Raw genomic sequence first — 21,858 nt, 5'->3', positions numbered from 1 at the left:
CCTTCACATTTTGAACAGGAAGATGCAGCCGATGACATAGGCCGCGAGCAGCAAGGTCTGCGCGGTCATCGCCGCGAGCGGCCGCCAGCCCTCGGCCATCAGCAGGCGGAGCGAGGTCTTCATCCCCAGCGCGGCGGTGGCGGCGACGAGGCAGAAGGTCGCGGAGGCGGAGAGGAAACTGCGCAGCGCCGGAGGGAGGAGGCCGAAATTGGCGGCCGCCGCGATGAGCGCGAAGCCGACCAGGAAGACAGGAATGGCCGGAGGCGCGCCCGCGTCGGCGGCGGCGACGCCGCGGCGCGCGCCAAGGAACAGGATAGCCGCGACGACCGGCGCCAGGCACGAAACGCGCACCAGCTTGGTTGCGACCGCCGCCGTGGTGGTCGCCGGCGAGACCATCGCGCCCGCGCCTGCGACCTGGGTCACGTCATGGATTGAGGCGCCGAAAAAGATTCCCGTTTCAAGCTGGCCAAGCCCCAGCATGCGACCGATCAGCGGATAGATGAGCATTGCCGCCGTGCTGAGCGCCGTCACCAGCGCCACGGTTGTGACCGTCTGCCGTTCCTGCGCCGGGTGGGGCGGGAGCACGGTCGAAATGGCGAGCGCCGCCGATGCGCCGCAAATCCCGACCGCGCCCGCCGAGAGGATCGATCGTCCGCGCGGCAGTCCGAAGGCCATGGCGATGACCGTGCCGGCGCTGAGCATGAGGAGCACGCCGCCGGCGGCGACGAGCACGGTAGAGATGCCCAGTTCGGCGATCTGCGCGACCGACAGCCGGACACCGATGAGGGCTATGCCCGTTCGCAATATCGTCCTGACGGTGAAATTGACGCCTTCGCCCAGCGGGGCGACGTCGAAGCGGTGGGCCAGCGCGGCGCCCCCGATGAGCGCGAGCAGCACGGGCGGGATGCCGGTCGCGTTGCCGGCCAGCGTCGAAAGCCATGCGATCGCCGCGCATATGACCACGCCGGAGACCGCCAATTGGCGCGGTCCGAAGTGAAGGCGCTGGCGCAAGACCGGGTTGTTCATGCGGCGATCAGCGGGATGCGCGGGCGCGGTTGACGACCATGCGGTCATGCAGCCGCGTGATGATGCCGCTGCCGGTTTTCTTGAACATGGAGGGGATGAGCGCATGGACAAGGCAGGCCATCGCCCCGACGAACATCGCCGCCGAGAAGGAGAGCGCGTGCGCGAAATGCTGACCGTAGGTTTCGCCGACCGAGGCCGGATGCGCAATGAAAAGCCGCTTGATCATGAATGTCCTCCTTGGCCGAGGATGTACGTGATCGGATGCGAAATGTTCTTTCAAAGATTTCCTGGCCAGTCTAATCAGGGAGGATAAATTTCTCCAGATATGCTCAATGGGAAAATGAATTTGCTGGACTCGATTGACCGGAAGATATTGCGATCCCTCCAGCAGGATTCGTCGCGCGGCCTTGCCGAAGTCGCCGAGGAGGTCGGGCTTTCCTCAAGCCCGTGCTGGAAAAGGATCAGGCGTCTGGAAGCGGAAGGCTATATCCAGAGGCGCGTCGCAATCCTGGATCGCGAGCGGCTGGATCTTGCGGTCACGGTCTTCGTTGCGGTGAAAACCAATCAGCATCATGAGGGCTGGCTGGCCGATTTCGCTCGCACGGTATCCGATATTCCGGAAGTCGTCGAATTCTACCGCATGAGCGGAGAACTCGACTATATGCTCAAGATCGTGTGCAAGGACATCGCGGACTATGACCGCATCTACAAATCGCTCATCAAGCGCACCACGATCTACGACGTCAGCGCTTCCTTCGCGATGGAACAGATCAAATGCACGACGCAGCTCCCGATCTGAGGCGCCGATTCATATCGATGCGGCGCCCAGGAGGTGAGAATGGCGGCTACGGCATCCCCCGTTCGGATGAAGGCAGGCATGGGGCGTCCCCTGCGATGGTGGGTGGCGGGCCGCGCCCCATCGCATAGGGATGGGGTTAGCGGCCCGGCTCGTCCATGACTTCGTTTTCGATGAAGCCGATGCCGTCGATTTCCACCCGGACGCGGTCGCCGGGCGAGAGGAATTTCGGGGGACTCATCGCAGCGCCTACGCCTCCGGGCGTCCCGGTGAAGAGTATGTCTCCGGTTTCGAGCGTCATCGCCTGGCTCAGATGCTCGACCTGGGCGACGGGATCGAAGATGAGGTGGCGCGTGTTGGATTGTTGGCGGACCTCGCCATTCACCAGGCTGCGGATCGGCAGGGCGGATGCGTCGACTTCATCGGCGGTGACGATCCACGGGCCGAACGGGGCATGGGTGTCGAAGGATTTGCCGATCGAATATTGCCCGCTGCGCACTTGCCAGTCGCGGACGCTGACGTCATTGCCGACGCAATAGCCGAAGATCGCCTCGGCGGCGCGCGCGCCCGACAAATGGCGGCCGCCCCGGCCGATGACGGCGACGAGTTCAGCCTCATAATCCAGCGCCTGCGAAACGGCCGGCCGCTCGATCGGCTGATATGGTCCGGCAACCGCCGTGGAGGCCTTCACGAACCACATCTGATGTTCCGGGATCGGCAGGCCGGATTCCTCGGCATGGTCCGCATAGTTGAGGCCGATGCCCCAGATCTTGCCCGGCCGGGGGATCGGCGCCAGCAACTCGACCTCCGCCAGGCTGAAGTCCTTTTCGCCGCGCAGCTTTTCGGCTGCATCGCGCAGACCGTCCCAGGCGGAAATCAGCGCGAGCATGTCCTGCCCCACCTGCGGGAGCCGGCCGGTGAGCCGGACGACGCGATCCTCCTCGACCAAACCGACCTCGACGGTGCCATTCACCGAATAGCGAGCCAATTTCATGCGCAACTCCTGATCACGGGGCGACCTGGACGGTCGGGCCGTCCGGTCGCATCTCTACCTGTCGATTAGCAGGATGACCGCCCGATCGACAACCCGAACCGACGAAGCCGCCGGCTTGCGGGGATCGTGCGGTTCCCCTGCCCGATCATTCGCCTGCGGATAGGGTGTCCGGGCGGGCCAGCAGCGCGGCGGTGCTTTCCCCCGCCCTGAATCGCGCGACGAAATCGTCGGGATCGAATTCGATGCCATAGGAATTGCGCGCGAACTCGTCGCTGCTGAAGAATGCCCTCGCCCCGCCCGGGAAAGTTGCATTGTCCACTTGCAGTTCGATCTTCACGCCGTCGGGATCCTTGTAATAGATCGACGTCGTCGGACCATGGTTGATGCACCAGAAGGGGACGATCCCGGCCGCCTTGTTCCGTTCGTAGGCAGTCACCAGGTCTTCCAGGTTTTGCATCGAAAAGGCGATGTGATCGACGCCCGCGATATTCTCCCGATGATCTTCCAGGTCCGGAATGCGGCCGATGGCGATCCGGTGATGTTCGTCGTCGAACGTCAGGAAGGTCAGGCCGTCCTGGGCGTAGACCGTCTCCGTGTCGAAAAACCGCTGATACCAGGCCAGCGACTCGTCATATCTGGAGGTGCGGATCACGAAATGGGCCATATAATGTGGCCGGACCCGGCGTCCGGAACTTTCTGTTGCCGAAACCATATGATCGAACTCCCTTCCGCATCCTGTCTTCGCAAATTTTTTAATTAATCGCATTGCAGGTAGCAGTTACTGTCCTATTGATCAATATGTTTTTCCCGAATATCCACGGGCTTCTTTGAGTCACTGATCGATTGCCTGCCGACGTCAAGCGCTTTATGCAGGACCGATGACGTCGAAGACCATCGGGGCCAAGTCCCCCGCGAAGCAGCAAGAAGAGTCGGCCCCGACAGGCAGGACGCGGCAAAGGCGGCCGCAGGAGGTTCGCGAGCGGGTGATAACGGCCGCGCTGCACGCCTTTGCGACGGTCGGGTTCGAGGGCGCCTCCACCCGGTCCATCGCGGCGGACGCGCAGGTGTCGCACTCGCTCCTCATCTATCATTTCCAGACCAAGGACGACCTGTGGAAGGCGGTGGTCGTCAACCTGGCCGAGCGGTTCGCCATATCCCGCGTGGACGAGGTCGTCGCTTCCGGCGGAGCCTCCGCCAGGGATCGCCTGAAGCGCGCTATCCGTAAGATCGTCACCATGTCCGCGCAATATCCCGAACTGCACCGCCTGATGACGATCGAGGCGCACCAGCCCTCCAAGCGGCTGACCTGGATGTGCGAAAACCTGATAGGCGAACAGTTCGAATTCATGCGCGACCTGATCAGCGAAGCGCAGAGGGAGGGTGCGGTCCGTCGCGCCGACCCGGAGCGCCTGCGGTTTTCGATCATCGGCATGGCCGCGGTCCCGTTTTCAGTGTCGGCCGAATATCAATATCTCACGAAGCGCAACCCGTTCAGCAAGATCGAGATCGAACAGACGATCGACCTGATCAACGCGTTGATATTCGTCGACTGAATCCGGAATATCGCTCCGGGCAGGCGCGGCGACGCGGCCGGCGATGGCCTGCATGGCCGGAATCCCCGGAAAACCGCTCGCGCCGCACCCTCGCGCCGCGCCCTCATTTCTGCGTTGGCGCTATTGACTAACTGGACAGTATTGCGTTACTCGCTGGCAAGAGGCGGCGTTGGCTGAACCTGGCGGGGTTCCCGCCCCGCAGCGCCGCCGGGAATGAGGAAAGCCTGCGTCGGGGAATTCCGGCGCCAAGGGCGATAAAGCTGTGGCGGCCGGAATGGCGGGTCATGGTCGAAAGTTCGCTGACTGTCATGACGGCCTCATCAATGGCCGGGCCGGGGCGGACTTGGACTCGATGACGTTGACCAGCGCCGATCCACCGTCTGGAGGAGAGTTGAATGCCTGGGATTCAAACGGAGGTCTTGATCGCCGGCGGCGGACCTGTCGGTATGTCGCTTGCCCTGGAACTCGCCCATCATGGCGTGCGCTCGGTACTTCTGGAGCGCAATCCGACGACGACGACCCACCCGAAGATGGACCTTACGAATGGGCGGAGCATGGAATTGTTCAGGCGCCTGGGCGTTGCGGACAAGCTGCGCGCCGCCGGCGTGCCGGCCAGCGAACCGCTCGACGTCGTTTGGGCGACCAGCGGTTCGGGAAGCATTCTCCATCGTTTTGCTTATGCCGCGCCCGATGCCGCGCGGGAAGCCGCCCGCGTCAGGAACGACGGGACCGATACGCTGGAACCGGCCATGCGCGTGTCCCAGATCGTCCTTGAACCAGTGCTGAAGAAGCTGGTCGATGCGAACCCGCTCGTCGACGTGCGATTCGGCTGGGCTTATGAAGCGTTCGAACAGGATGCCGAGGGCGTGACGGCAACGATCCGGAACGGCGGCACGGGCGAAACCGCGTCGATCCGCGCGCTCTACCTGGCGGGATGCGACGGTGGCGGCAGTCGCGTGCGCCGCGATGCGGGGATAGATCTGGAGGGGATGCACGCCATAGGCGAAGCCTATATGGTCCATTTCCGGTCGACGGATCATCAGGCTTTGGCCAAGTTCGGCATCGCCTATCATTTGCAGACCGCCCATGGCACGCTGATCGCGCAGAACGGGCATGACATATGGACACTCCAGACCCTGGCGCCGCCCGATTCCGATCCGGATGAATTGCTGCGCAACTTCATGGGGCGCTCCTTCGACTACGAGATTCTGGTCGCCAATCCGTGGACGCCGCACATGGTGGTGGCGAACCGCCTGCGGAACGGGCGCATATTCCTGGCCGGGGACGCGGCGCATCAGGTGATCCCGACCGGCGGCTATGGAATGAATACCGGCATCGGCGATGCGGTGGACCTGGGCTGGAAGCTGGCGGCGGCAGTCAAGGGCTGGGGGGGCGAGGCCCTTCTGGAAAGTTATGAAGTCGAACGGCTCGCCATTGCCCGGCGAAATCGCGAAGCGGCCCAGCGGCATCTTGAGGTGCGGCTCGCCATCATCAATCTCTTCATGGAGGCGCAGGCCGAAGGCGATCTGGAGGGCGCGGAAGCTAGCGAGCGGCGTTTGGAACTTGGCCGCCGCATCGCCGAACTCGGCAATGCGGAAAATGAGAGCTGGGGTATAGAGCATGGCTATCGCTATCGTTCGCCGGTGATCTGTCCGGATGGACCGGAACCCGCGCTGGACCCCATGCGTGCCGCGCCGACGACATTTCCGGGCAGCCGCCTGCCCAGCCTTCATCTGGCCGACGGCCGGCCATTGTTCGACCTGCTGGGTCCGGAATTCACCTTGATCGCGACAGGGCAGGCCAATATCGGCGGTTTCGAGGCCGCTGCCGCTGCCGCGGGAGTGCCGGCCACCGTCGTCAGGCTGGATCGCGAGCCGGTGCTGGACCTTCTGGAGCGTCCCCTCCTGCTCGTCCGGCCGGACCAGCATGTCGCCTGGCGCGGCGTCGCGGCGCCTGACGACTGGGCTTCCATCCTTGCCACCGTCACGGGACGGGCCGGCGAAGCGGATCGTCGGGAGAAGGCGGCATGATGTCCGGCAATGACGAAGCCTATCGCGCATGCACCGCATTGATCTCGGCGTTCGCCCATCATGTCGATCATCGTGAATTCGACAAGGCAGTCGCGCTTTTCGCGGCGGACGGATGCTTCGAACGGGCGGACATAACCGCACGGGGACATGCCGAAATCGCAGCCTTGTGGGCGGATCGCCCGGTTTCCCTGATCACCCGCCATCTTTGCTCGCTGCCGCACTTCACGAAGCTGGAAGCGGATGCGGCGGAATCGATCACGGGCTTCACCCTCTATCATGTGAACCATGAGGATGGCGGTCTGCCGCGCTTCGAGCATGCTGCAGGGGTCGGCGAATTCCACGATCGGTTCGTGCGCACGCCCGGCGGATGGCGGATCGCTCACCGGCGGGGCGTGCCGGTGCTCATCGGCGGACATTAGGGCGCTTTCCGGGCCGTTCGCCGCCAACGGTAGGGCTGAAGCCGGTCCGGCACCGACGGGACAGCGGCCAAGAAAATAGAAAAAGCCACCGGCAAAGGCGTCGAACGCAGCCGCGATGGTCCATTAAGGCAGGAGGATGATATGGCAGGATTGACCGACAAGTCGGTGCTGGTTACCGGTGGCGGAAGTGGAATAGGCAGGGCTACGGCCCTTCTCCTCGCCGGTGCGGGGGCCAAGGTCACCGTCGCCGACGTCAATCATGCCGCCGCCCAGGCTGTCGCGGACGAAATCCTGGCCGGCGGCGGCGTCGCGCAAGGCATTGTCGCGGACGTGGCGAGCGAGGCCGACGTGCGCGCCATGGTGGACGCCGCGGTCCGGTCGTTCGGTCCCCTCCATGGCGCCGCAAATGTCGCGGGCGTGCCGTGGAAGGGCGTTCCGACGCATGAATTGGCGCTGGAAGACTGGGACCGCTGCCAGGCGGTCAATGCGCGGGGCCTGTTCCTGTGCAACAAATATGAAATCGCCGCGATGCTGGAGGCGGGGGGAGGCTCCATCGTCAACGTCCTGTCCTCGGCGGCGGTGGCGGCCTTCGAAAATGGCGTCGAATATTGCGCGTCCAAGGCGGGCGGCCTGGGGCTCACGCGCGGGGCGGCCGTCGAATATGGCGGCAAGGGCATCAGGATCAATGCCGTGTTGCCGGGCGCGACGCTGACCCCCATGCTGGAAGGCGCGATGGGGGACGGCGAATATCGGGAATGGGCCATGAACCAGCACCCGTTGAAGCGTTTTGGGCAGCCGGGCGAAATAGGGAATGCGGTTCGCTGGCTGCTTTCCGACGAGGCGAGTTTCGTCACCGGGGCGGCATTCACCATCGACGGCGGCCTCACCGCCGTTTGAACGCTGCCGTCGCGGCAAAGGATGGAATCTCGCCGATGCCGGCCGACCCGCGAAGGGCGCCGGAATCCGATCAATGGAGGCATGAATGGATGACATGATCATATCCGCACCGCCCATATTGGAATTCGACCCCTATGCGGAGGACGTCATTCTCGATCCGGCGCCGTTTCTGGAGTCGGTGCGGAATGCCGGCGTCGCCTATCTGCCCGCGAACGAGGCCTATGCCGTCGGGGGCATGGACGAAGCTGTCCAACTGTCCAAGGATTTCGACAGCTTCACCTCCAGTCACGGCATAGGCCTGCTCGACATTACCAAGCCGGGTCTGCTCCGGCCGACCAATGCCCTGCAGGAATGCGACCCGCCGCAGCATAGCCAGCTTCGGAAGGTCGTGCAGAAGATCCTGTCGCCTTCCCGCGTCCGCGGTTTCCAGGAATTGCTGGCGGAACGGGCGCGGATATTGGTGGACGACCTGCTTGAGAAAGGATCGGTCGACGGCACGCGGGACATTGCCCAGGCGTTCATCCTGGACGTGTTTTCGAGCGTCGCAGGGATCGACCTGCCCGCCGAACCGGCGATCGCGACGAGCAACATGATGCTCAACCTGATGGGGCCGGTGAATGCGGTGAGCCAAAGGGCCATGGCCGCGGCGGAACCCCATCTGCCCTGGTTCAACGAAGCCATAACGCGCCGCAACGCAGCGCCGGGCGGGCTCGTCGACCTGGCCTACCAGGCCGAGGAGGAGGGGCTGCTTCCCGAAGGGATCGGCGGCAACATGGCCATCGTCTTTGTGGGAGGCGGCTTCGATTCCACGATTGCGGGCATCGCCAATGCCCTGCGATTGCTGGCGCTGCACCCGGCGGAATGGGCAAGGCTTCGTTCCGATCCGACCCTTGTCCCGGCGGCGATCAACGAAGCGATCCGATTCGATCCGCCCTTCCGCGTCTATTACCGGATGACCACCCGGCCCGTGAAACTGGGGGCGTTCGATCTGGCGCCCCAGACCAAGATCGGGGTATGGATGGGCGCGGTTAATCGCGACCCGCGCCATTTTGACCGGCCCGACGAATTCGACGTCTCCCGGCGGGGCGCGCATGCCGGACTGGGTTTCGGCACGGGTCCGCACAATTGCGTCGGCCAGATCCTGGCCAAGGCGGAGACGGAGGCGATCATATCCGCGCTGGTGCGCAAGGTCGCGCGTCTGGAACTGACCGGAACGCCCCAATATGAGGCCCATAACCAGGTTCGCATGCCCGGCAAGTTGCCGCTGCGGCTGCACCCTGGCTGATCCCGCCGCTGCTGCCGGACAGGCGGCTTCGGGCATCCTTCGCGGCTTGTCGGTCGCCTTTGCCGGGCACGCAAATTTCCGCTTGTATTGCGCGATAAAATGAACTTTACTGTTCACATGGTTAGTATATAACAGGACGAAGGCGGCATCAGAACCGCTGCGATCGTACAGGAGTTGATGGGATGAATCGCGGACCGGAAAGGCGGGCGGCCGTCTTGATCGACTATGCCGACGGCGTTCTCACTCTGACGAAAAACAATCCCGACACGGGATATGGAATGACCTGCGCAGTGCTGGACGCGATGGAGGACGCTCTGTTGCATGCCGGCGACCGTGAAGACCTGCGCGCGGTGGTGATCGATGCGGGAGGCGATGGTTTTCACGAAGCCGCGGTGATGGTCTTCGAGTTGAAGCCGGATTATCACGACATGGATCGCGAAGACACCAGGGAGATTGTGCGACGCGGACAAAGTCTTGGCGAACTGATTTCTTCGCTGCCCGTGCCGGTGATTGGCCTGGCCGCGGCGGGAGCCAGGGGCGGCGGCCTGGAGATGATGACTCGGGTCGACATGCTGTATTGCACCGACGCGGCGTTGTTCTGCCTGCCGGAAGTGCAGCTCGGCTTCTATCCCGGTTGGGGCGGATTGCAGCATGGCGCGCGCATGATGCAATGGCGCCGTGCGCAGGAATTCATCCTCCTGGGGGAGGAGATTGACGGCCGCGAGGCTGAGCGCGCCGGCCTTGTCACCCGGTCGTTCGGGTCGGTCGAGGACATGCGGGCAAGGGCGGCGGCGGTGTGCAAGCGTCTCCAATATTGCTCTCCGCACGCGGTTGCGCGGGTCAAGGCGGAATTGAGGAAGGTCTGGCGCGAGGCCGTGGAGGTCGGCGAGAAGCGGGATTATGAAAGTCATGCCGAAGTCATGGAGACCCGCGACTTCGTCAAGGCGATGGACGCCCTGCAGAAGGGGCGGGCCTGGAACTATCTCAAGCGGGTCGACGAACCTCCCCTCGCAACGGGAAGGGCGTTTCCTCAACTGGAAGGGGTAACGGCCGGCGCCGCGCCGGTCGAATAGGATGTGCGTTTCCGCGCCTTCGTCGGCGCGGCGTGCCGGTGCATCGTCATCCGTCCGGACTTGCCGGGGCGGGAGCGGTGATCGGGCGGGTTTCATGGTTTGCAAGGCCGTCCGAAATGCAGCGCGACGGCAATTTGGCGTTCAGGACAGATAATAACTCTATTTGGAGGAGGGGAAGATGAGAAATAATCGTTTATTGCTGGCCGGGGTCGGACTTATGTCGCTCGTTCAGGCTGCCCATGCGCAGGACGCCGCTGCCCCGCAGGCCGACGTCGGCATTGGCGAAATCATCGTCACCGCGCAGAAGCGCGCCCAGTCGCTCAACGACGTGCCCATCACCGTCGCGGTGGCTTCCGGCGAGCAACTGGCGCAGCGCGGCATCACGGATACGGCCGACCTGGGCAAGGTCGTGTCCGGTTTCGTCGCGGTGCCGGCGCCTTTCGGCCAGCCGGTCTACGTGCTGCGCGGCATCGGCCTGTATGATTCCGGCCTGGGTTCCGCGCCGACCGTGAGCGTCTATGTCGACCAGGTTTCGCTGCCCTTCTCGCTCATGACGCAGGGCGCGGCGCTCGACCTGGAACGGGTCGAGGTGCTCAAGGGGCCGCAGGGCACGCTGTTCGGCACCAACAATACCGGCGGCGCGATCAACTATGTCGCGGCCAAGCCCACGGAAGATTTCCAGGCCGGCGGTTCCGCGACATATGAGCGGTTCGACAAGGCGACGCTGAAGGCATTTGTCAGCGGGCCGATCACGGACACGCTGCGCGCGCGCGTCGCCGTGCAGGGGGCGTCCGGCGGCGCGTGGCAGCGCAGCCTGACCCGCGACGATGAACTCGGCAATGCGCGCCAGATCATGGGCAGGCTGCTGCTGGACTGGACGCCCACCGATCGGCTGAAGGTCGCGATCAACCTCAACGGCTTCCGCGACAGGTCCGACACGCAGGCTTCGCAGCTCAAGGCGATCACGCCTTCCGATCCCGCCTTTGCCTATCCGGAAATGCTCGCCGCGCCGCTGGCGGAGGACAATGCGCGGTCGGCCGACTGGAATCCGCTGGCGTCGAACCGCAAGAACGAGAAGTTCTACCAGCTTTCCGGCCGCGTGGATTTCGAAGCGACGGACACCGTCACGCTGACGTCGATCTCCTCCTATTCCGACCTCAAATCCTCGCGCTATCTGGATATTGACGGCGCCGCGCCCGTTGGCCTGGAATTTCAGACATTCGGCCGCCTGAAGGACTTTGGACAGGAATTGCGGTTGCAGTTGACCACCGATGCGCTGATCGGCCTGGTTGGCGTCAATTATCAGCACAGCAATACCAAGGACAACAACTTCAACTTCGTCGACAAATTGTCGACCAATCGCGTCGGCGGCCTGCTGGCGGCGACGCCGTTCACCCGGCCGACGTCCTACGTCAATCAACAGGTCGACAATTACGCCATCTTCGCCAATGCGGAATATAAGATCACGCCGCAACTGACCTTCCAGGCGGGCGGCCGCTACACATGGTCGGAACGCGATGCGCAGGCCTGCGCCTATGACAGAACGCCGGGCGCGCCGCTCAACATCTTCTTCACCGGCCTCCAGAGCATCCTGGCGCCCGGGGTCGTGCAGGATCCGATCACGAAATGCTATCAGTTGAACCCGTATGACAATTTCTCCGCGGGCGAATTCGATCTGAGACTGAGGGAGGACAACTTCTCCTACCGCGGCGCGCTCAATTACAAGTTCGACGGCGGCACCATGATCTTCGGCAGCGTCAGCCGGGGCTACAAGGGCGCCATCATATCGAACATCACCGCCTCTTCCGCCCAGCAATTCCTGCCGGTGAAGCAGGAGCGGCTGGATTCCTACGAAATCGGCATCAAGGCGCCGCTGTTCGATCGGGCGGCGTTCCTGAACGTGTCCGGCTTCTACTATGACTATAAGAACAAGCAGTTGCGCGCCCGCATCCTCGACCCCATCTTCGGCCTGGTGGAGACGCTGGTGAGCGTGCCCAAGTCGCGCATCTGGGGCATCGACGCCGACCTGAATTTCGCGCCGGCGGAGGGGCTGACGCTGACCGCGTCCGGCACCTATCTGAACAGCAAGATCAACGGCGACTTCACGACGAGCAACGGCGCGGCGGTCTATGACCAGGCCGGCCAGTCGGGCAATTTCAGAGGCTCGCCGCTGTCCTACACCCCGAAATTCACGGGAAATCTGGATGTGCAGTATGAATGGCCGCTGAGCGACAGCTTCAAGGCCATGCTCGGCGCGGCCGTGACCTATCACAGCCGCGACAACGCTTCGCTCGTCCTGCAGGGGAATTCGCGGGACAGGAACTTCGACATACCCAGATATGCGCTGCTCGACCTGCGCGCCGGTATTTCGGCAGCGGACGACCGCTGGAGGGTCGAACTGTTCGGACGCAACGTGACCAACAAATATTATATCACGACGGTGTTCCAGGATCTCGACAACCGTCACCAATATGCCGGCATGCCTGCCACCTATGGCATCACGTTCGGCTTTAAATATTGATCCCGCGCGGGGCGGCGCATCGGGCGCCGTCCCGCCCGGCCACTGAACCGAAAACGGTTGTCGACGGTCGGTCGGCCAGGAAATGAAGAGGAATAGCATGTCGGATTTTGCCGGAAAGACAGCGATCGTCACGGGCGGCGGTTCGGGAATCGGCCGGGCGACCGCGCAGTTGCTGGCCCAGCGGGGCGCGCGACTGGTGGTGGCCGACATTCGGGAGGATGCGGCGCGCGCCGTCGCCGAGGAAATCCGCAGCGCCGGCGGCGTTGCCGAAGCCTTCCACTGCGACGTCGAGAAGGAAGGCGACATCATCGCCATGGTGGCGCACGCGGTGGCGACGTTCGGCGGCCTCCACATCCTCCACAACAATGCCGCGCTGGTCGATCTGGAGGTCAATATCCAGGACCAGAATGTGCTGACGATCGATGCGAGCCTTTGGGATCGCATCATGGCGATCAACGTGCGCAGCGTCATGCTCGGCTGCAAGCACGCCATTCCGGAGATGATCCGCGCTGGCGGAGGCGCCATAGTGAACACCTCCTCCACCTATGGCGTGGCGGCTTATGCCAATCTTTGCGCATACGGCACGTCCAAGGCCGCCTTGATCCAGCTTACCCGCTATGTCGCCGTCGCCTTCGGCCGCCAGGGAATCCGGTGCAACGCCGTGGCGCCGTCGCTGGTGGCGACGCCGGGCGTTCTGGAGCTGTTTCCGCAGGAACTGCTGGATGCCAACCGCAACGGCGCGGCGATGGACCTGCTGGTCACGCCGACGGACATCGCCGAAGCGGTGGCCTTCCTGGCGTCCGACGCCGCGCGTCACATCACCGGCCATCTCCTGCCCGTGGACGCGGGCACGCTTGCGCATCTCTCCACCGCTCCTGCGGGACGGGCCTTTGACGAGAAGATGGCGGCGGCGGGCGGCGGCGAAAAGGCGGTCCCGCAGTGAGCGACGCGTTCGAGAATGCATTGCATGCCGTCGTCGAGCGGCGCTGGAACGGCCGGATCGGCACTTTGCGGCGGTTGACGGCCGGAGCGAGTTACGAAACATGGGCGCTGGACGTGGTCGCCGAAGGCGCGACGGAGGAGTTCATCCTTCGCCGCGCGCCGGGCGGCGCCTTGCGGGAGGGCGCGACCACGACGCCCGAGCAGGAAGCCGCGCTCATCCAACTGGCCGATGATGCCGGCGCGCCGGTGCCAGCGGTCCGTTACGTGCTGCAACCGTCGGACGGGCTGGGCCGGGGATTCTTCATGGAGCGGCTCAAGGGCGAGACGCTGGCGCGCCGCATCCTGCGGGATGAGCAATTTGCAGGCGCGCGGGCGCGCCTCGCTGGCGAGAGCGCGAGCGCGCTGGCGGCGATCCATCGGATCGAGGCCGGGGGCGTGGGCGTGCGGTCCAGCACCCCGGCGTCGGAGATCGCGCTGCTGTGGGAAAGTCACTGCTCGTTGGACCAGCCCCGGCCGGTGTTCGAGGCGGCGTTCCGTTGGCTTCGGGAACATGTGCCGGACCCGGTGGCTCCCCGGCTCGTCCACGGCGACTTCCGCCTTGGCAACCTGCTGGTCGACCCTCAGGGCCTGCGCGGCATTCTCGATTGGGAACTCGCCCATCTGGGCGACCCGCATGAGGATATTGCGTGGATCAGCGTCAATAGCTGGCGCTTCGGCAATATCGACCTTCCGATCGGCGGCTTTGCCGAGAGGGAGGATTTCTACCTGGCCTATGAAGCCGCCGCCGGCGTCGCCATCGACCGGCAGCGCGTGAAATTCTGGGAGGTGCTGGGCAGTTTGCGCTGGGGGCTGATGTGCGCCGGGATGGTCGGATGGATCCGGTCCGGCGAGGACGCAAGCGTCGAGCGCACGATGATCGCGCGCCGCGCATCGGAAGCCGAGATCGACATTCTCGGCCTCATCATGGCGGAGACGGCCCATGCAGGATGAACCGGGCGCCAGCGAACTGCTCGACGCGGTGGCGCGCTTCCTTCGCGACGACCTCGGGCGGCTGGGTCAGGGCGAAACGCGCTTCCATGCTCTCGTGACGGCCAATGCCGTGGACCTGGCGCGGCGGGAAATCGATCTCGCGCCGGGCTTCGACGAAGCTGAGCGCCAGCGGCTTTCGGTCCTGCTGGGGGAGGATGGCGACTGCCGCACTCTCAACGCCTTGCTGTGCGCCCGGCTGAGGTCGGGCGCGCTGACCGCCGACGACCCGCTTGTTGGGGAGCATCTGTGGCTGACGACGATGGAGAAACTGGCGGTCGACCAGCCCCATTATTCCGCCAACCTGCGGGCGCGCAAGATGGTCAGGCCCACGCGCTTCACCGACAGTCACCTCCGCGCGGCCGATGAAAAGGGCGGCGCGACGAATGCCAGAAAGACGAAGCATGAAAGCAGTCATTAGCCGGGAGGCCGGCGGCCCCGACACGCTCCTGCTGGAAGACGTCCCCGATCCGCGGCCCGCCGCGGGCGAGGTGGTCATCGACGTCAAGGCGTGCGGCGTGAATTTCCCGGACGTGCTGATCATCAACGATCAATATCAGTTCAAGCCTTCCCGGCCCTTCTCGCCGGGGGGCGAGGTCGCAGGCATCGTCAGCGAGGTGGGCGAGGGGGTCGATCCCGCGCTGATCGGGCAGCGGGTCATCGGCCTTGTCGGCTGGGGCGGCATGGCCGAACGCGTCGCGACTTCGGCGGGCAAGCTGGTCCCGATCCCCGACTCCATGCCCTTCGACGAGGCGGCCGCCTTCATCGCGACCTATGGAACCTCCTATCATGCGCTCAAGCAGCGGGCGCGCCTGGCGCCTGGCGAGAGCGTGCTGGTGCTGGGCGCCGCCGGGGGCGTCGGGTTGGCGGCGGTGGAACTGGCGACGGCCATGGGGGCGCGGGTGTTCGCCGCCGCGTCCAGCGAGGAAAAGCTGAACGTCGCCCGCGCGCGCGGCGCCGGAACCTGCATCCTCTATCCGGGCGACGTTCCCGGCGTGCCGGAGATGCGCGACCTGGCGGAGCAATTCAGGGCGCCGGTGGGCGCGGAAGGATATGACGTCATCCTGGACATCGTCGGCGGCAATTATTCCGAACCCGCGCTGCGCACGATCGCCTGGAAGGGGCGCTTCCTGGTCGTCGGTTTTCCCGCCGGCATAGCGAAGATGCCGCTCAACCTGGCGTTGCTGAAGGGCTGCGACATCGCGGGGGTTTTCTACGGCCTCTTCACCGAGAAGGAGCCGGACGAAAATCGCCGGAACAATGCCGAACTGTTCGAAATATACGAGGCCGGGCGCATCCGTCCCCACATTTCGGCGCGGTTCGGGCTGGACGAAGCGGCAAGGGCGCTGGACCTTCTGGCAGGCAGGCAGGCGCAGGGAAAGATCGTCGTGACCGTCGGCTGAAAGACAGGAGAATATGGTGGCAAGGACCATAGATTATAGCGAGCTGGAAAGTTTCCAGGGCCAGGAGATCGGCGTGTCGCGCTGGTTTGAGGTGACGCAGCGGTCGATCGACCTGTTCGCGGAGGCGACGGGCGACCGCCAGTGGGTGCATGTCGATGTCGAGCGGGCGACGCGGGAGAATGGCGGAACCATCGCGCACGGATTCCTGACCCTGGCGCTGTTGCCCGTGATGCTGGCCGACGTGCTGGAGATCACCGGCATCAACCATGCGCTGAACTATGGCCTCAACAAGGTGCGTTTCACCAATCCCGTCCGGGCGGGCGGGAATGTGCGCGTTCGCCAGAAGCTGTTGAGCACGGAGCCGAAGGCGGGCGGCCTGCTGATGATCAGCGAGATGACGATCGAGATCGAAGGAGAGGACCGGCCCGCATGCGTGGCCGAGGGGATGGGACTGCTGTTTCCCGGCACGGGCCGGCTGGACACGACGGCGAAGGCCGAGGGCGCATGATCGGGCGTGGTCCGCGCCCGGCGCGCCCGATCCGCAGGAGGTGAACATGAGTGTGCATGAAATGGTCGACCGGCCCGGTTCCGCTTCGTCCTTCGCTGCTCGCGGCGGCATGGACAACGGCATGGTGTCGCTGGAGACATACCGATCCCCGGAGGCCTTCGAGCTGGAGCGGGAGCGGATCTTCCGGCGGGCCTGGCTTTTCGCCGGACGCGTGGAGGAGGTTCCGAACAAGGCGGACTTCGTCGTGAAGGAATTTGCGATCTGCAAGGCCTCCATCATCATCATTCGCGGCAAGGACGATGTCCTGCGCGCTTTCCACAATGTATGTCCGCATCGCGCGAACCTGGTGGAGAGCCGTCCGAACGGCAATGCGCCGGTTCTGGTCTGCCGTTACCACGGCTGGTCCTATTCGACCGACGGCAGGTTGCGCGGCGTGCCGGACCAGGAGATGTTCCTGGGACTCGACAAGGCGGGCTGCGGCCTCACGCCGGTCGCGCTGGAAATCTGGGACGGCTGGATGTTCGTCAACCTGGCCGAGACTCCGGAGGTTTCGCTCGACGAGTTCCTGGGCGACTGGAAGTCCTTTTACGAAGGGGTCGAATATAATAATCTCGACCATCCCATCGTGGTGGAGACGCGGCTCAACTGCAACTGGAAGATTGTCGCGGACGCCTTCGTCGAGGCCTATCACATCCCCTCGATCCATTCGACGACGCTCAAGACCTTGTTCTCCAACGACGAGAATAAATATGGGCGCCTGCTGGATGCGCGCTTCTTCGGGCCTCATCGCTTCGTTTCGATGTTCGGCAACGCGGCCGCGGAATTCAAGCCCGGCCATGCGATCGCGAAGCTGGTCAACGATCCGGAAAAGGTGCCGCAGCAGGTGATGGACGCCGCAATGGCATATCTGAATCATCCGGCCGTCAACCCGACCAAGCAACCCGACTGGTCGATGGACATCGCGACGATCTTTCCCAACGTCAATATCGCCGCCCGGATCAGCGGTCCGTTCGTCCACGAATATTGGCCGTTGAGCGCGACGGAGACCCTGCACCGGGCGACCTTCTACTTCCCCAAGCCGGCGACGGTGGGGGAGCGATTTGCCATGGAGCATACGATCGCCTGGCTCGTGGACATCATCTATGAGGATCTGGGCAATGTCGAGCGGACCCAGCGGGGCGTGGAGTCGGGCGCCACGCGCGGCATGAACCTGTCGGAGAGCGAAGTGTCGATCCGCCATTCGGTGCAGCAGGTGGAAAAGTGGATCGGATCGGCCACCGTCGCCGAGGCGCTGGGGAGGGGGCAATGAACGGACCATCCGCGCTGCCCAGGGGCTTTGAGGATCTCGAACCCTTTGTCGAGCAATGGGCGCTGGAGGATTTCCAGGCGCGCAACGAACACCGCTTCGCCGCCGGCATGGCGCAGGTGCAGGCCTTCTACGACGCCGTGGCGCCCAGGGCACCCGCGATCCTCGATCATCTGGACCCATTGCCGCTGGACGCGCTTTCGCCTGATGAGAAGCGGCTTTACCAGCTTCTCATGGCGGTGGCCCATTGCGCGTTGTCGGTCGAATTCCACGGCCAATTGGCGCCGCCCAATTCCACCTACAACCCGGCAGTGCGCATCGTAAAGGGCCCATCTCCCCCCTGATCGCGGCGAGATTTGTGAATATTCGGCGAAGCAGCGGCCTGCGCACCGGAAGAAAGCAGCCCTGCGCTGATCAATTTGTGGAAGGTTTGATTGTGGAATCTGGAACGGTTGGCTATTTCGGCGACAGCCCTGAACTCAGCGCCTATCTCGCGAAGATGGATGCATTCATCGATGCCGAGATCAAGCCGCTCGAGCAGCGCGACGACAATATCCGCTTCTTCGACCATCGGCGCGAATGGGCGCGCACCGACTTCGAGGGGGGCGGCCTGCCGCGGCCCGAATGGGAGGCCCTTCTGCGCCAGGCCCGCGATCTGGCCGACCGCGCCGGCTATCTGCGCTTCGGCCTGCCCAGGGCCTTTGGCGGGCAGGACGGTTCCAACCTGTGGATGGCCGCCATCCGCGAGCATCTGGCGGCGCGGGGCCTTGGCCTGCACAACGACCTTCAGAACGAGCATTCGATCGTCGCCAACTTCCCCCAGGTGCTGATGTTGCAGGAATTCGGCACGCAGGAGCAGAAGGAGAAATTCATCGGCGGAATGCTGGACGGCGACCTTTCGCTGGCCTTCGCGCTGACCGAGCCGGAGCATGGATCGGACGCGACGCACATGCAGACGCGCGCCGTGCGCGAAAGCCGCAACGGCGCCAGCGGCTGGCGCATAGACGGCGAGAAGATGTGGACCACCGGCATGCACAGCGCCAGCCATGTCATCATCTTTGCGCGCACCCATGGCGAGCGCGGGGACGGCAAGGGCATTACCGGCTTTCTCGTCCCCAGCGACACGCCCGGCCTCAAGATCGAGGAGTGGCTCTGGACCTTCAACATGCCCACCGATCATCCCCGCATCAGCCTCACCAATGTCTGGGTGAGGGACGAGGATCTTTTCGGCGAGCCGGGCGATGGGCTGGCGCTGGCCCAGACGTTCGTCCATGAAAACCGCATCCGGCAGGCGGCGGCGTCCCTTGGGGCGGCAAGCTATTGCATCGAGGAAAGCGTGCGTTACGCCCGCGAGCGCAAGCCGTTCGGCAAGCCGCTGGCCACGAACCAGGCGATCCAGTGGCCGCTCGTCGAAATGAGCACCCAGGCGGAGATGCTGCGCCTGCTGATCCGCAAGACGGCATCCGACATGGACCGGATGTCCCGCGCGGAGGTGACGGCGACGCTTTCCCACAAGGTCAGCATGTGCAACTATTGGGCGAACCGGCTCTGCTGCGAGGCCGCCGACCGCGCCATGCAGGTGCATGGCGGCATCGGATATTCGCGCCACAAGCCCTTCGAGCATATTTACCGGCATCATCGCCGCTACCGCATCACCGAAGGTTCCGAAGAGATCCAGATGCGCAAGATCGCGGCCTATATGTTCGGCCTGGGCGGCGCCCGCAAATAATCATCATGGCGCCGTGCTGCGCCCAGCTATGGACTATCGGCAGATGCAATATTCGATCGGGGACTGCATTCGATATTGGGCGGAAAGGCTGGCCGATGAACCGGCGATCGTCGACGAGGCCGGCGAGATTTCCTGGCGGGATCTGGACCGTTCCACCAACCGGCTGGCGCGGGCCTATCGCGACGCCGGCGTGGGGGAGGGCGATTTCGTCACCATCATGCTGCCCAACGGCCGCGAATTCTACCAGGCCAGCATCGCGGCGTGGAAGGTCGGCGCCATCCCCCAGCCCATTTCCGCCCGGATGCCGCCGGCCGAGCGATCCGCCATCATCGACATCGTGTCGCCCAGGCTGATCGTCGGGTCGGAGGGCGAGCAGACTTCCGTTCCGCAACTGCCCGCCGGTTTCCTTCCCGATCCGGCATTGTCGGACGAGGCGATGGATTATCCCGTTCCGCCTTATTGGAAGGCGGTCGCATCGGGCGGTTCGACCGGCCGGCCCAAGGTGATCGTGTCGCGCCAGCCCGGCATCTTCGATCCCCTGGCCCCGGAATTCCGCATGTCGGTTCAGGGCAGGCAACTGGTCGCGGGGCCGCTCTATCACAATGCGTCGTTCATGTGCAGCTCGCGCGGGCTGTTCTGCGGGAACAGGCTGATCGTGATGGAGCGGTTCGACGCGGAACGCGCCCTGGACCTCATCGATCGGCATCGCATCGACTGGACGATCATGGTCCCGACCATGATGCATCGCATCGCGCGCCTTCCGGCGGAGGTCCGGGACCGGCATGACATGAGCAGCCTGCGGACGGTCGTGCATACGGCGGCGCCCTGCCCGCCCTGGCTGAAGGCGGAGTGGATCGAGTGGCTGGGCGCGGACGTGGTGCAGGAGGCCTATGGCGGCACGGAGGGCTGCGGCACGACCTGGATTTCCGGCGAGGAGTGGCTGGCCAGGCCCGGTTCGGTCGGCCGGGCGGTGGAAGGATGCGCGATCAAGGTCGTGGACGATGCCGGGCGGCCCGTTCCGGCCGGGGTGATCGGCGAAGTCTATATGCGGCCCGACAGCGGTCCGGGTTCCACCTATTTCTACCTTGGCGGCGAATCCAGGCGGTCTGAGGACGGCTGGGAAACCATCGGGGACATGGGGCATGTCGACGAGGAGGGTTATCTGTTCCTGGCCGACCGCCGCACCGACCTGATCATCTCCGGCGGCGCCAACGTCTATCCCGCCGAGGTGGAGGCCGCCATCGACGCATTCCCCGGCGTTCGGTCGAGCGCGGTCATCGGCTTGCCGGACGACGATCTTGGAAACCGCGTCCATGCCATCATCGATGCGGCGACGCAGATCGATCCGGAGGCGCTGAAGCGGCATCTGGCGGAGCGGATCGTCCGCTACAAGATACCGCGAACCTTCGAGTTCGTCGCGGATTCGGTCCGCGACGAGGCGGGCAAGGTCCGGCGGAGCGCGTTGCGGGCCGCCAGGATGGATGGGTCCGACAACAAGGCCGGCGCGGCAAATCGCGCCTGAACATCGGGATGAGGTGATAGGATGAAGGATCGGGTAGCCATTGTGACCGGGGGGGCGAACGGCCTTGGCGCCGCTGTCGCCAAGGGACTGGCAGGACGCGGAGCCCGGGTTCTCGTCAACTATGCGCACAGCCGGGACGAGGCGGAGGAGACGGTCGAAGCATGCCGCCTGCTGGGCGCCGATGCCCTCGCAGTGCAGGGCGATGTGGGGGAGGATGCGGATTGCCGCCGCATGGTCGCCGCCGCCGCCGAACGGTGGGGGCGGGTCGATGTCCTGGTCAACAATGCGGGCACGACCCGCATCGTCGCCCACGCCGACCTTGAAGGCCTTGGCAGCGACGACTTCCTTTCGATCTATCGCACCAATGTGGTCGGCGCCTTCCAGATGATACGGGCTTGCACGCCCCTGATGAAGCAGGGCGGCTATGGCGCGATCGTCAACGTCTCGTCGATCGCGGCGATCGCGGCGATCGGCAGCTCGATCGCTTATGCGGCATCGAAAGCCGCGCTCAACAACATGACCGTGTCGCTGGCCAGGGCTCTGGGTCCGGAAATCCGTGTCAATGCCGTTTGCCCCGGCTTCATCGCGACGCGCAGATTCTCCGACGCCCTTGGCGAGGCGGGAATGCGGGAACTGATCGAGACGGTAGAGGGCATGACTCCCCTGCGGCGGGCGGGTACGCCGGAGGACATCGCCACGGCCATCCTGTTCCTGGCCGATGAAGGCGCCCAACATATCACGGGCACCAGCCTGGTGACCGACGCCGGCCAGATCCTCAATCCTTCGCCGTCCGTCGTCTCCGCCAAAGACTGAGATATGCCGCCGTGC

22 protein-coding genes are annotated in these 21,858 nt (G+C 64.5%); 18 read left to right on the top strand and 4 right to left on the bottom strand.

From position 1 onward, the window contains the following. Positions 1 to 3: 3 nt before the first annotated feature. Positions 4 to 1,026: a putative sulfate exporter family transporter gene (locus tag Sj15T_RS19455; RefSeq protein ID WP_013053998.1), complete on the bottom strand. Its 1,023-nt coding sequence runs from the start codon at positions 1,024 to 1,026 to the stop codon at positions 4 to 6. 7 nt (positions 1,027 to 1,033) lie between these two features. Beyond that, a complete protein-coding gene (locus Sj15T_RS19450; RefSeq protein ID WP_013053997.1) occupies positions 1,034 to 1,252 on the bottom strand; it encodes a DUF6356 family protein in 219 nt (72 codons plus the stop codon). A gap of 114 nt (positions 1,253 to 1,366) precedes the next feature. Between Sj15T_RS19450 and Sj15T_RS19445 the strand changes: the two genes are divergently transcribed. Continuing rightward, entirely contained in the window at positions 1,367 to 1,825 is a 459-nt protein-coding gene (locus Sj15T_RS19445; RefSeq protein WP_233448199.1) for an Lrp/AsnC family transcriptional regulator, read from the top strand. Between the two features lie 136 nt (positions 1,826 to 1,961). Here Sj15T_RS19445 and Sj15T_RS19440 read toward each other — a convergent pair whose 3' ends face one another. Beyond that, positions 1,962 to 2,816, bottom strand: coding sequence for a fumarylacetoacetate hydrolase family protein (locus Sj15T_RS19440; RefSeq protein ID WP_013053995.1), 855 nt, complete (start codon positions 2,814 to 2,816; stop codon positions 1,962 to 1,964). 145 nt (positions 2,817 to 2,961) lie between these two features. Continuing rightward, entirely contained in the window at positions 2,962 to 3,480 is a 519-nt protein-coding gene (locus Sj15T_RS19435; RefSeq protein ID WP_020819532.1) for a VOC family protein, read from the bottom strand. Between the two features lie 214 nt (positions 3,481 to 3,694). Here Sj15T_RS19435 and Sj15T_RS19430 point away from each other — a divergent pair, with 214 nt between their 5' ends. The 17 genes from Sj15T_RS19430 to Sj15T_RS19350 all read left to right on the top strand — a co-directional run bounded on the left by Sj15T_RS19430 (position 3,695) and on the right by Sj15T_RS19350 (position 21,843). Further along, complete coding sequence (locus tag Sj15T_RS19430) at positions 3,695 to 4,369, top strand: TetR/AcrR family transcriptional regulator (RefSeq protein WP_013053993.1); 675 nt, start codon at positions 3,695 to 3,697, stop codon at positions 4,367 to 4,369. 395 nt (positions 4,370 to 4,764) lie between these two features. Further along, entirely contained in the window at positions 4,765 to 6,399 is a 1,635-nt protein-coding gene (locus Sj15T_RS19425) for an FAD-dependent monooxygenase (protein WP_041386838.1), read from the top strand. Further along, on the top strand, positions 6,396 to 6,818 hold the full coding sequence (locus Sj15T_RS19420; RefSeq protein WP_013053990.1) for a nuclear transport factor 2 family protein: 423 nt from the start codon (positions 6,396 to 6,398) through the stop codon (positions 6,816 to 6,818). Before Sj15T_RS19425 ends, Sj15T_RS19420 begins: the two co-directional genes overlap by 4 nt. Positions 6,819 to 6,959: 141 nt before the next feature. Continuing rightward, positions 6,960 to 7,715 (top strand): SDR family NAD(P)-dependent oxidoreductase, encoded by a 756-nt coding sequence (locus tag Sj15T_RS19415; protein WP_013053989.1) that lies wholly within the window; start codon positions 6,960 to 6,962, stop codon positions 7,713 to 7,715. Positions 7,716 to 7,800: 85 nt separating this feature from the next. After that, positions 7,801 to 9,000: a cytochrome P450 gene (locus tag Sj15T_RS19410; RefSeq protein ID WP_013053988.1), complete on the top strand. Its 1,200-nt coding sequence runs from the start codon at positions 7,801 to 7,803 to the stop codon at positions 8,998 to 9,000. Between the two features lie 182 nt (positions 9,001 to 9,182). Further along, positions 9,183 to 10,073 carry an enoyl-CoA hydratase/isomerase family protein gene (locus tag Sj15T_RS19405; protein ID WP_013053987.1) on the top strand — a complete coding sequence of 297 codons (891 nt, stop codon included), beginning with the start codon at positions 9,183 to 9,185 and terminating at the stop codon, positions 10,071 to 10,073. Between the two features lie 178 nt (positions 10,074 to 10,251). Then, on the top strand, positions 10,252 to 12,594 hold the full coding sequence (locus tag Sj15T_RS19400; protein ID WP_013053986.1) for a TonB-dependent receptor: 2,343 nt from the start codon (positions 10,252 to 10,254) through the stop codon (positions 12,592 to 12,594). A gap of 97 nt (positions 12,595 to 12,691) precedes the next feature. Then, on the top strand, positions 12,692 to 13,537 hold the full coding sequence (locus tag Sj15T_RS19395) for an SDR family oxidoreductase (protein WP_013053985.1): 846 nt from the start codon (positions 12,692 to 12,694) through the stop codon (positions 13,535 to 13,537). Beyond that, positions 13,534 to 14,526: a phosphotransferase family protein gene (locus Sj15T_RS19390; protein WP_013053984.1), complete on the top strand. Its 993-nt coding sequence runs from the start codon at positions 13,534 to 13,536 to the stop codon at positions 14,524 to 14,526. The genes Sj15T_RS19395 and Sj15T_RS19390 overlap by 4 nt, the downstream gene beginning before the upstream one ends. After that, positions 14,516 to 14,983, top strand: coding sequence for a DUF6285 domain-containing protein (locus Sj15T_RS19385; protein ID WP_013053983.1), 468 nt, complete (start codon positions 14,516 to 14,518; stop codon positions 14,981 to 14,983). Before Sj15T_RS19390 ends, Sj15T_RS19385 begins: the two co-directional genes overlap by 11 nt. Further along, on the top strand, positions 14,967 to 15,965 hold the full coding sequence (locus tag Sj15T_RS19380) for an NADPH:quinone oxidoreductase family protein (protein WP_013053982.1): 999 nt from the start codon (positions 14,967 to 14,969) through the stop codon (positions 15,963 to 15,965). Before Sj15T_RS19385 ends, Sj15T_RS19380 begins: the two co-directional genes overlap by 17 nt. Before the next feature lie 13 nt (positions 15,966 to 15,978). Next, on the top strand, positions 15,979 to 16,473 hold the full coding sequence (locus Sj15T_RS19375; protein ID WP_013053981.1) for a MaoC family dehydratase: 495 nt from the start codon (positions 15,979 to 15,981) through the stop codon (positions 16,471 to 16,473). Positions 16,474 to 16,519: 46 nt separating this feature from the next. After that, positions 16,520 to 17,782: an aromatic ring-hydroxylating dioxygenase subunit alpha gene (locus Sj15T_RS19370; RefSeq protein WP_233448197.1), complete on the top strand. Its 1,263-nt coding sequence runs from the start codon at positions 16,520 to 16,522 to the stop codon at positions 17,780 to 17,782. Further along, entirely contained in the window at positions 17,779 to 18,123 is a 345-nt protein-coding gene (locus Sj15T_RS19365; RefSeq protein WP_013053979.1) for a hypothetical protein, read from the top strand. The genes Sj15T_RS19370 and Sj15T_RS19365 overlap by 4 nt, the downstream gene beginning before the upstream one ends. A gap of 155 nt (positions 18,124 to 18,278) precedes the next feature. Further along, on the top strand, positions 18,279 to 19,508 hold the full coding sequence (locus Sj15T_RS19360) for an acyl-CoA dehydrogenase family protein (protein ID WP_049775250.1): 1,230 nt from the start codon (positions 18,279 to 18,281) through the stop codon (positions 19,506 to 19,508). A 43-nt stretch (positions 19,509 to 19,551) separates the two neighbouring features. Beyond that, positions 19,552 to 21,030 (top strand): AMP-binding protein, encoded by a 1,479-nt coding sequence (locus Sj15T_RS19355; RefSeq protein ID WP_253720730.1) that lies wholly within the window; start codon positions 19,552 to 19,554, stop codon positions 21,028 to 21,030. 21 nt (positions 21,031 to 21,051) lie between these two features. Next, a complete protein-coding gene (locus tag Sj15T_RS19350; protein ID WP_013053976.1) occupies positions 21,052 to 21,843 on the top strand; it encodes an SDR family NAD(P)-dependent oxidoreductase in 792 nt (263 codons plus the stop codon). The last annotated feature ends 15 nt before the right edge of the window (positions 21,844 to 21,858 follow it).

Origin of the sequence: Sphingobium sp. TA15 (assembly GCF_037101235.1) — a bacterium.
Lineage (GTDB): Bacteria > Pseudomonadota > Alphaproteobacteria > Sphingomonadales > Sphingomonadaceae > Sphingobium > Sphingobium indicum.
The sequence above is the reverse complement of the archived record's forward strand: the minus strand, read 5'-3'. Positions and strand labels throughout refer to the sequence as shown.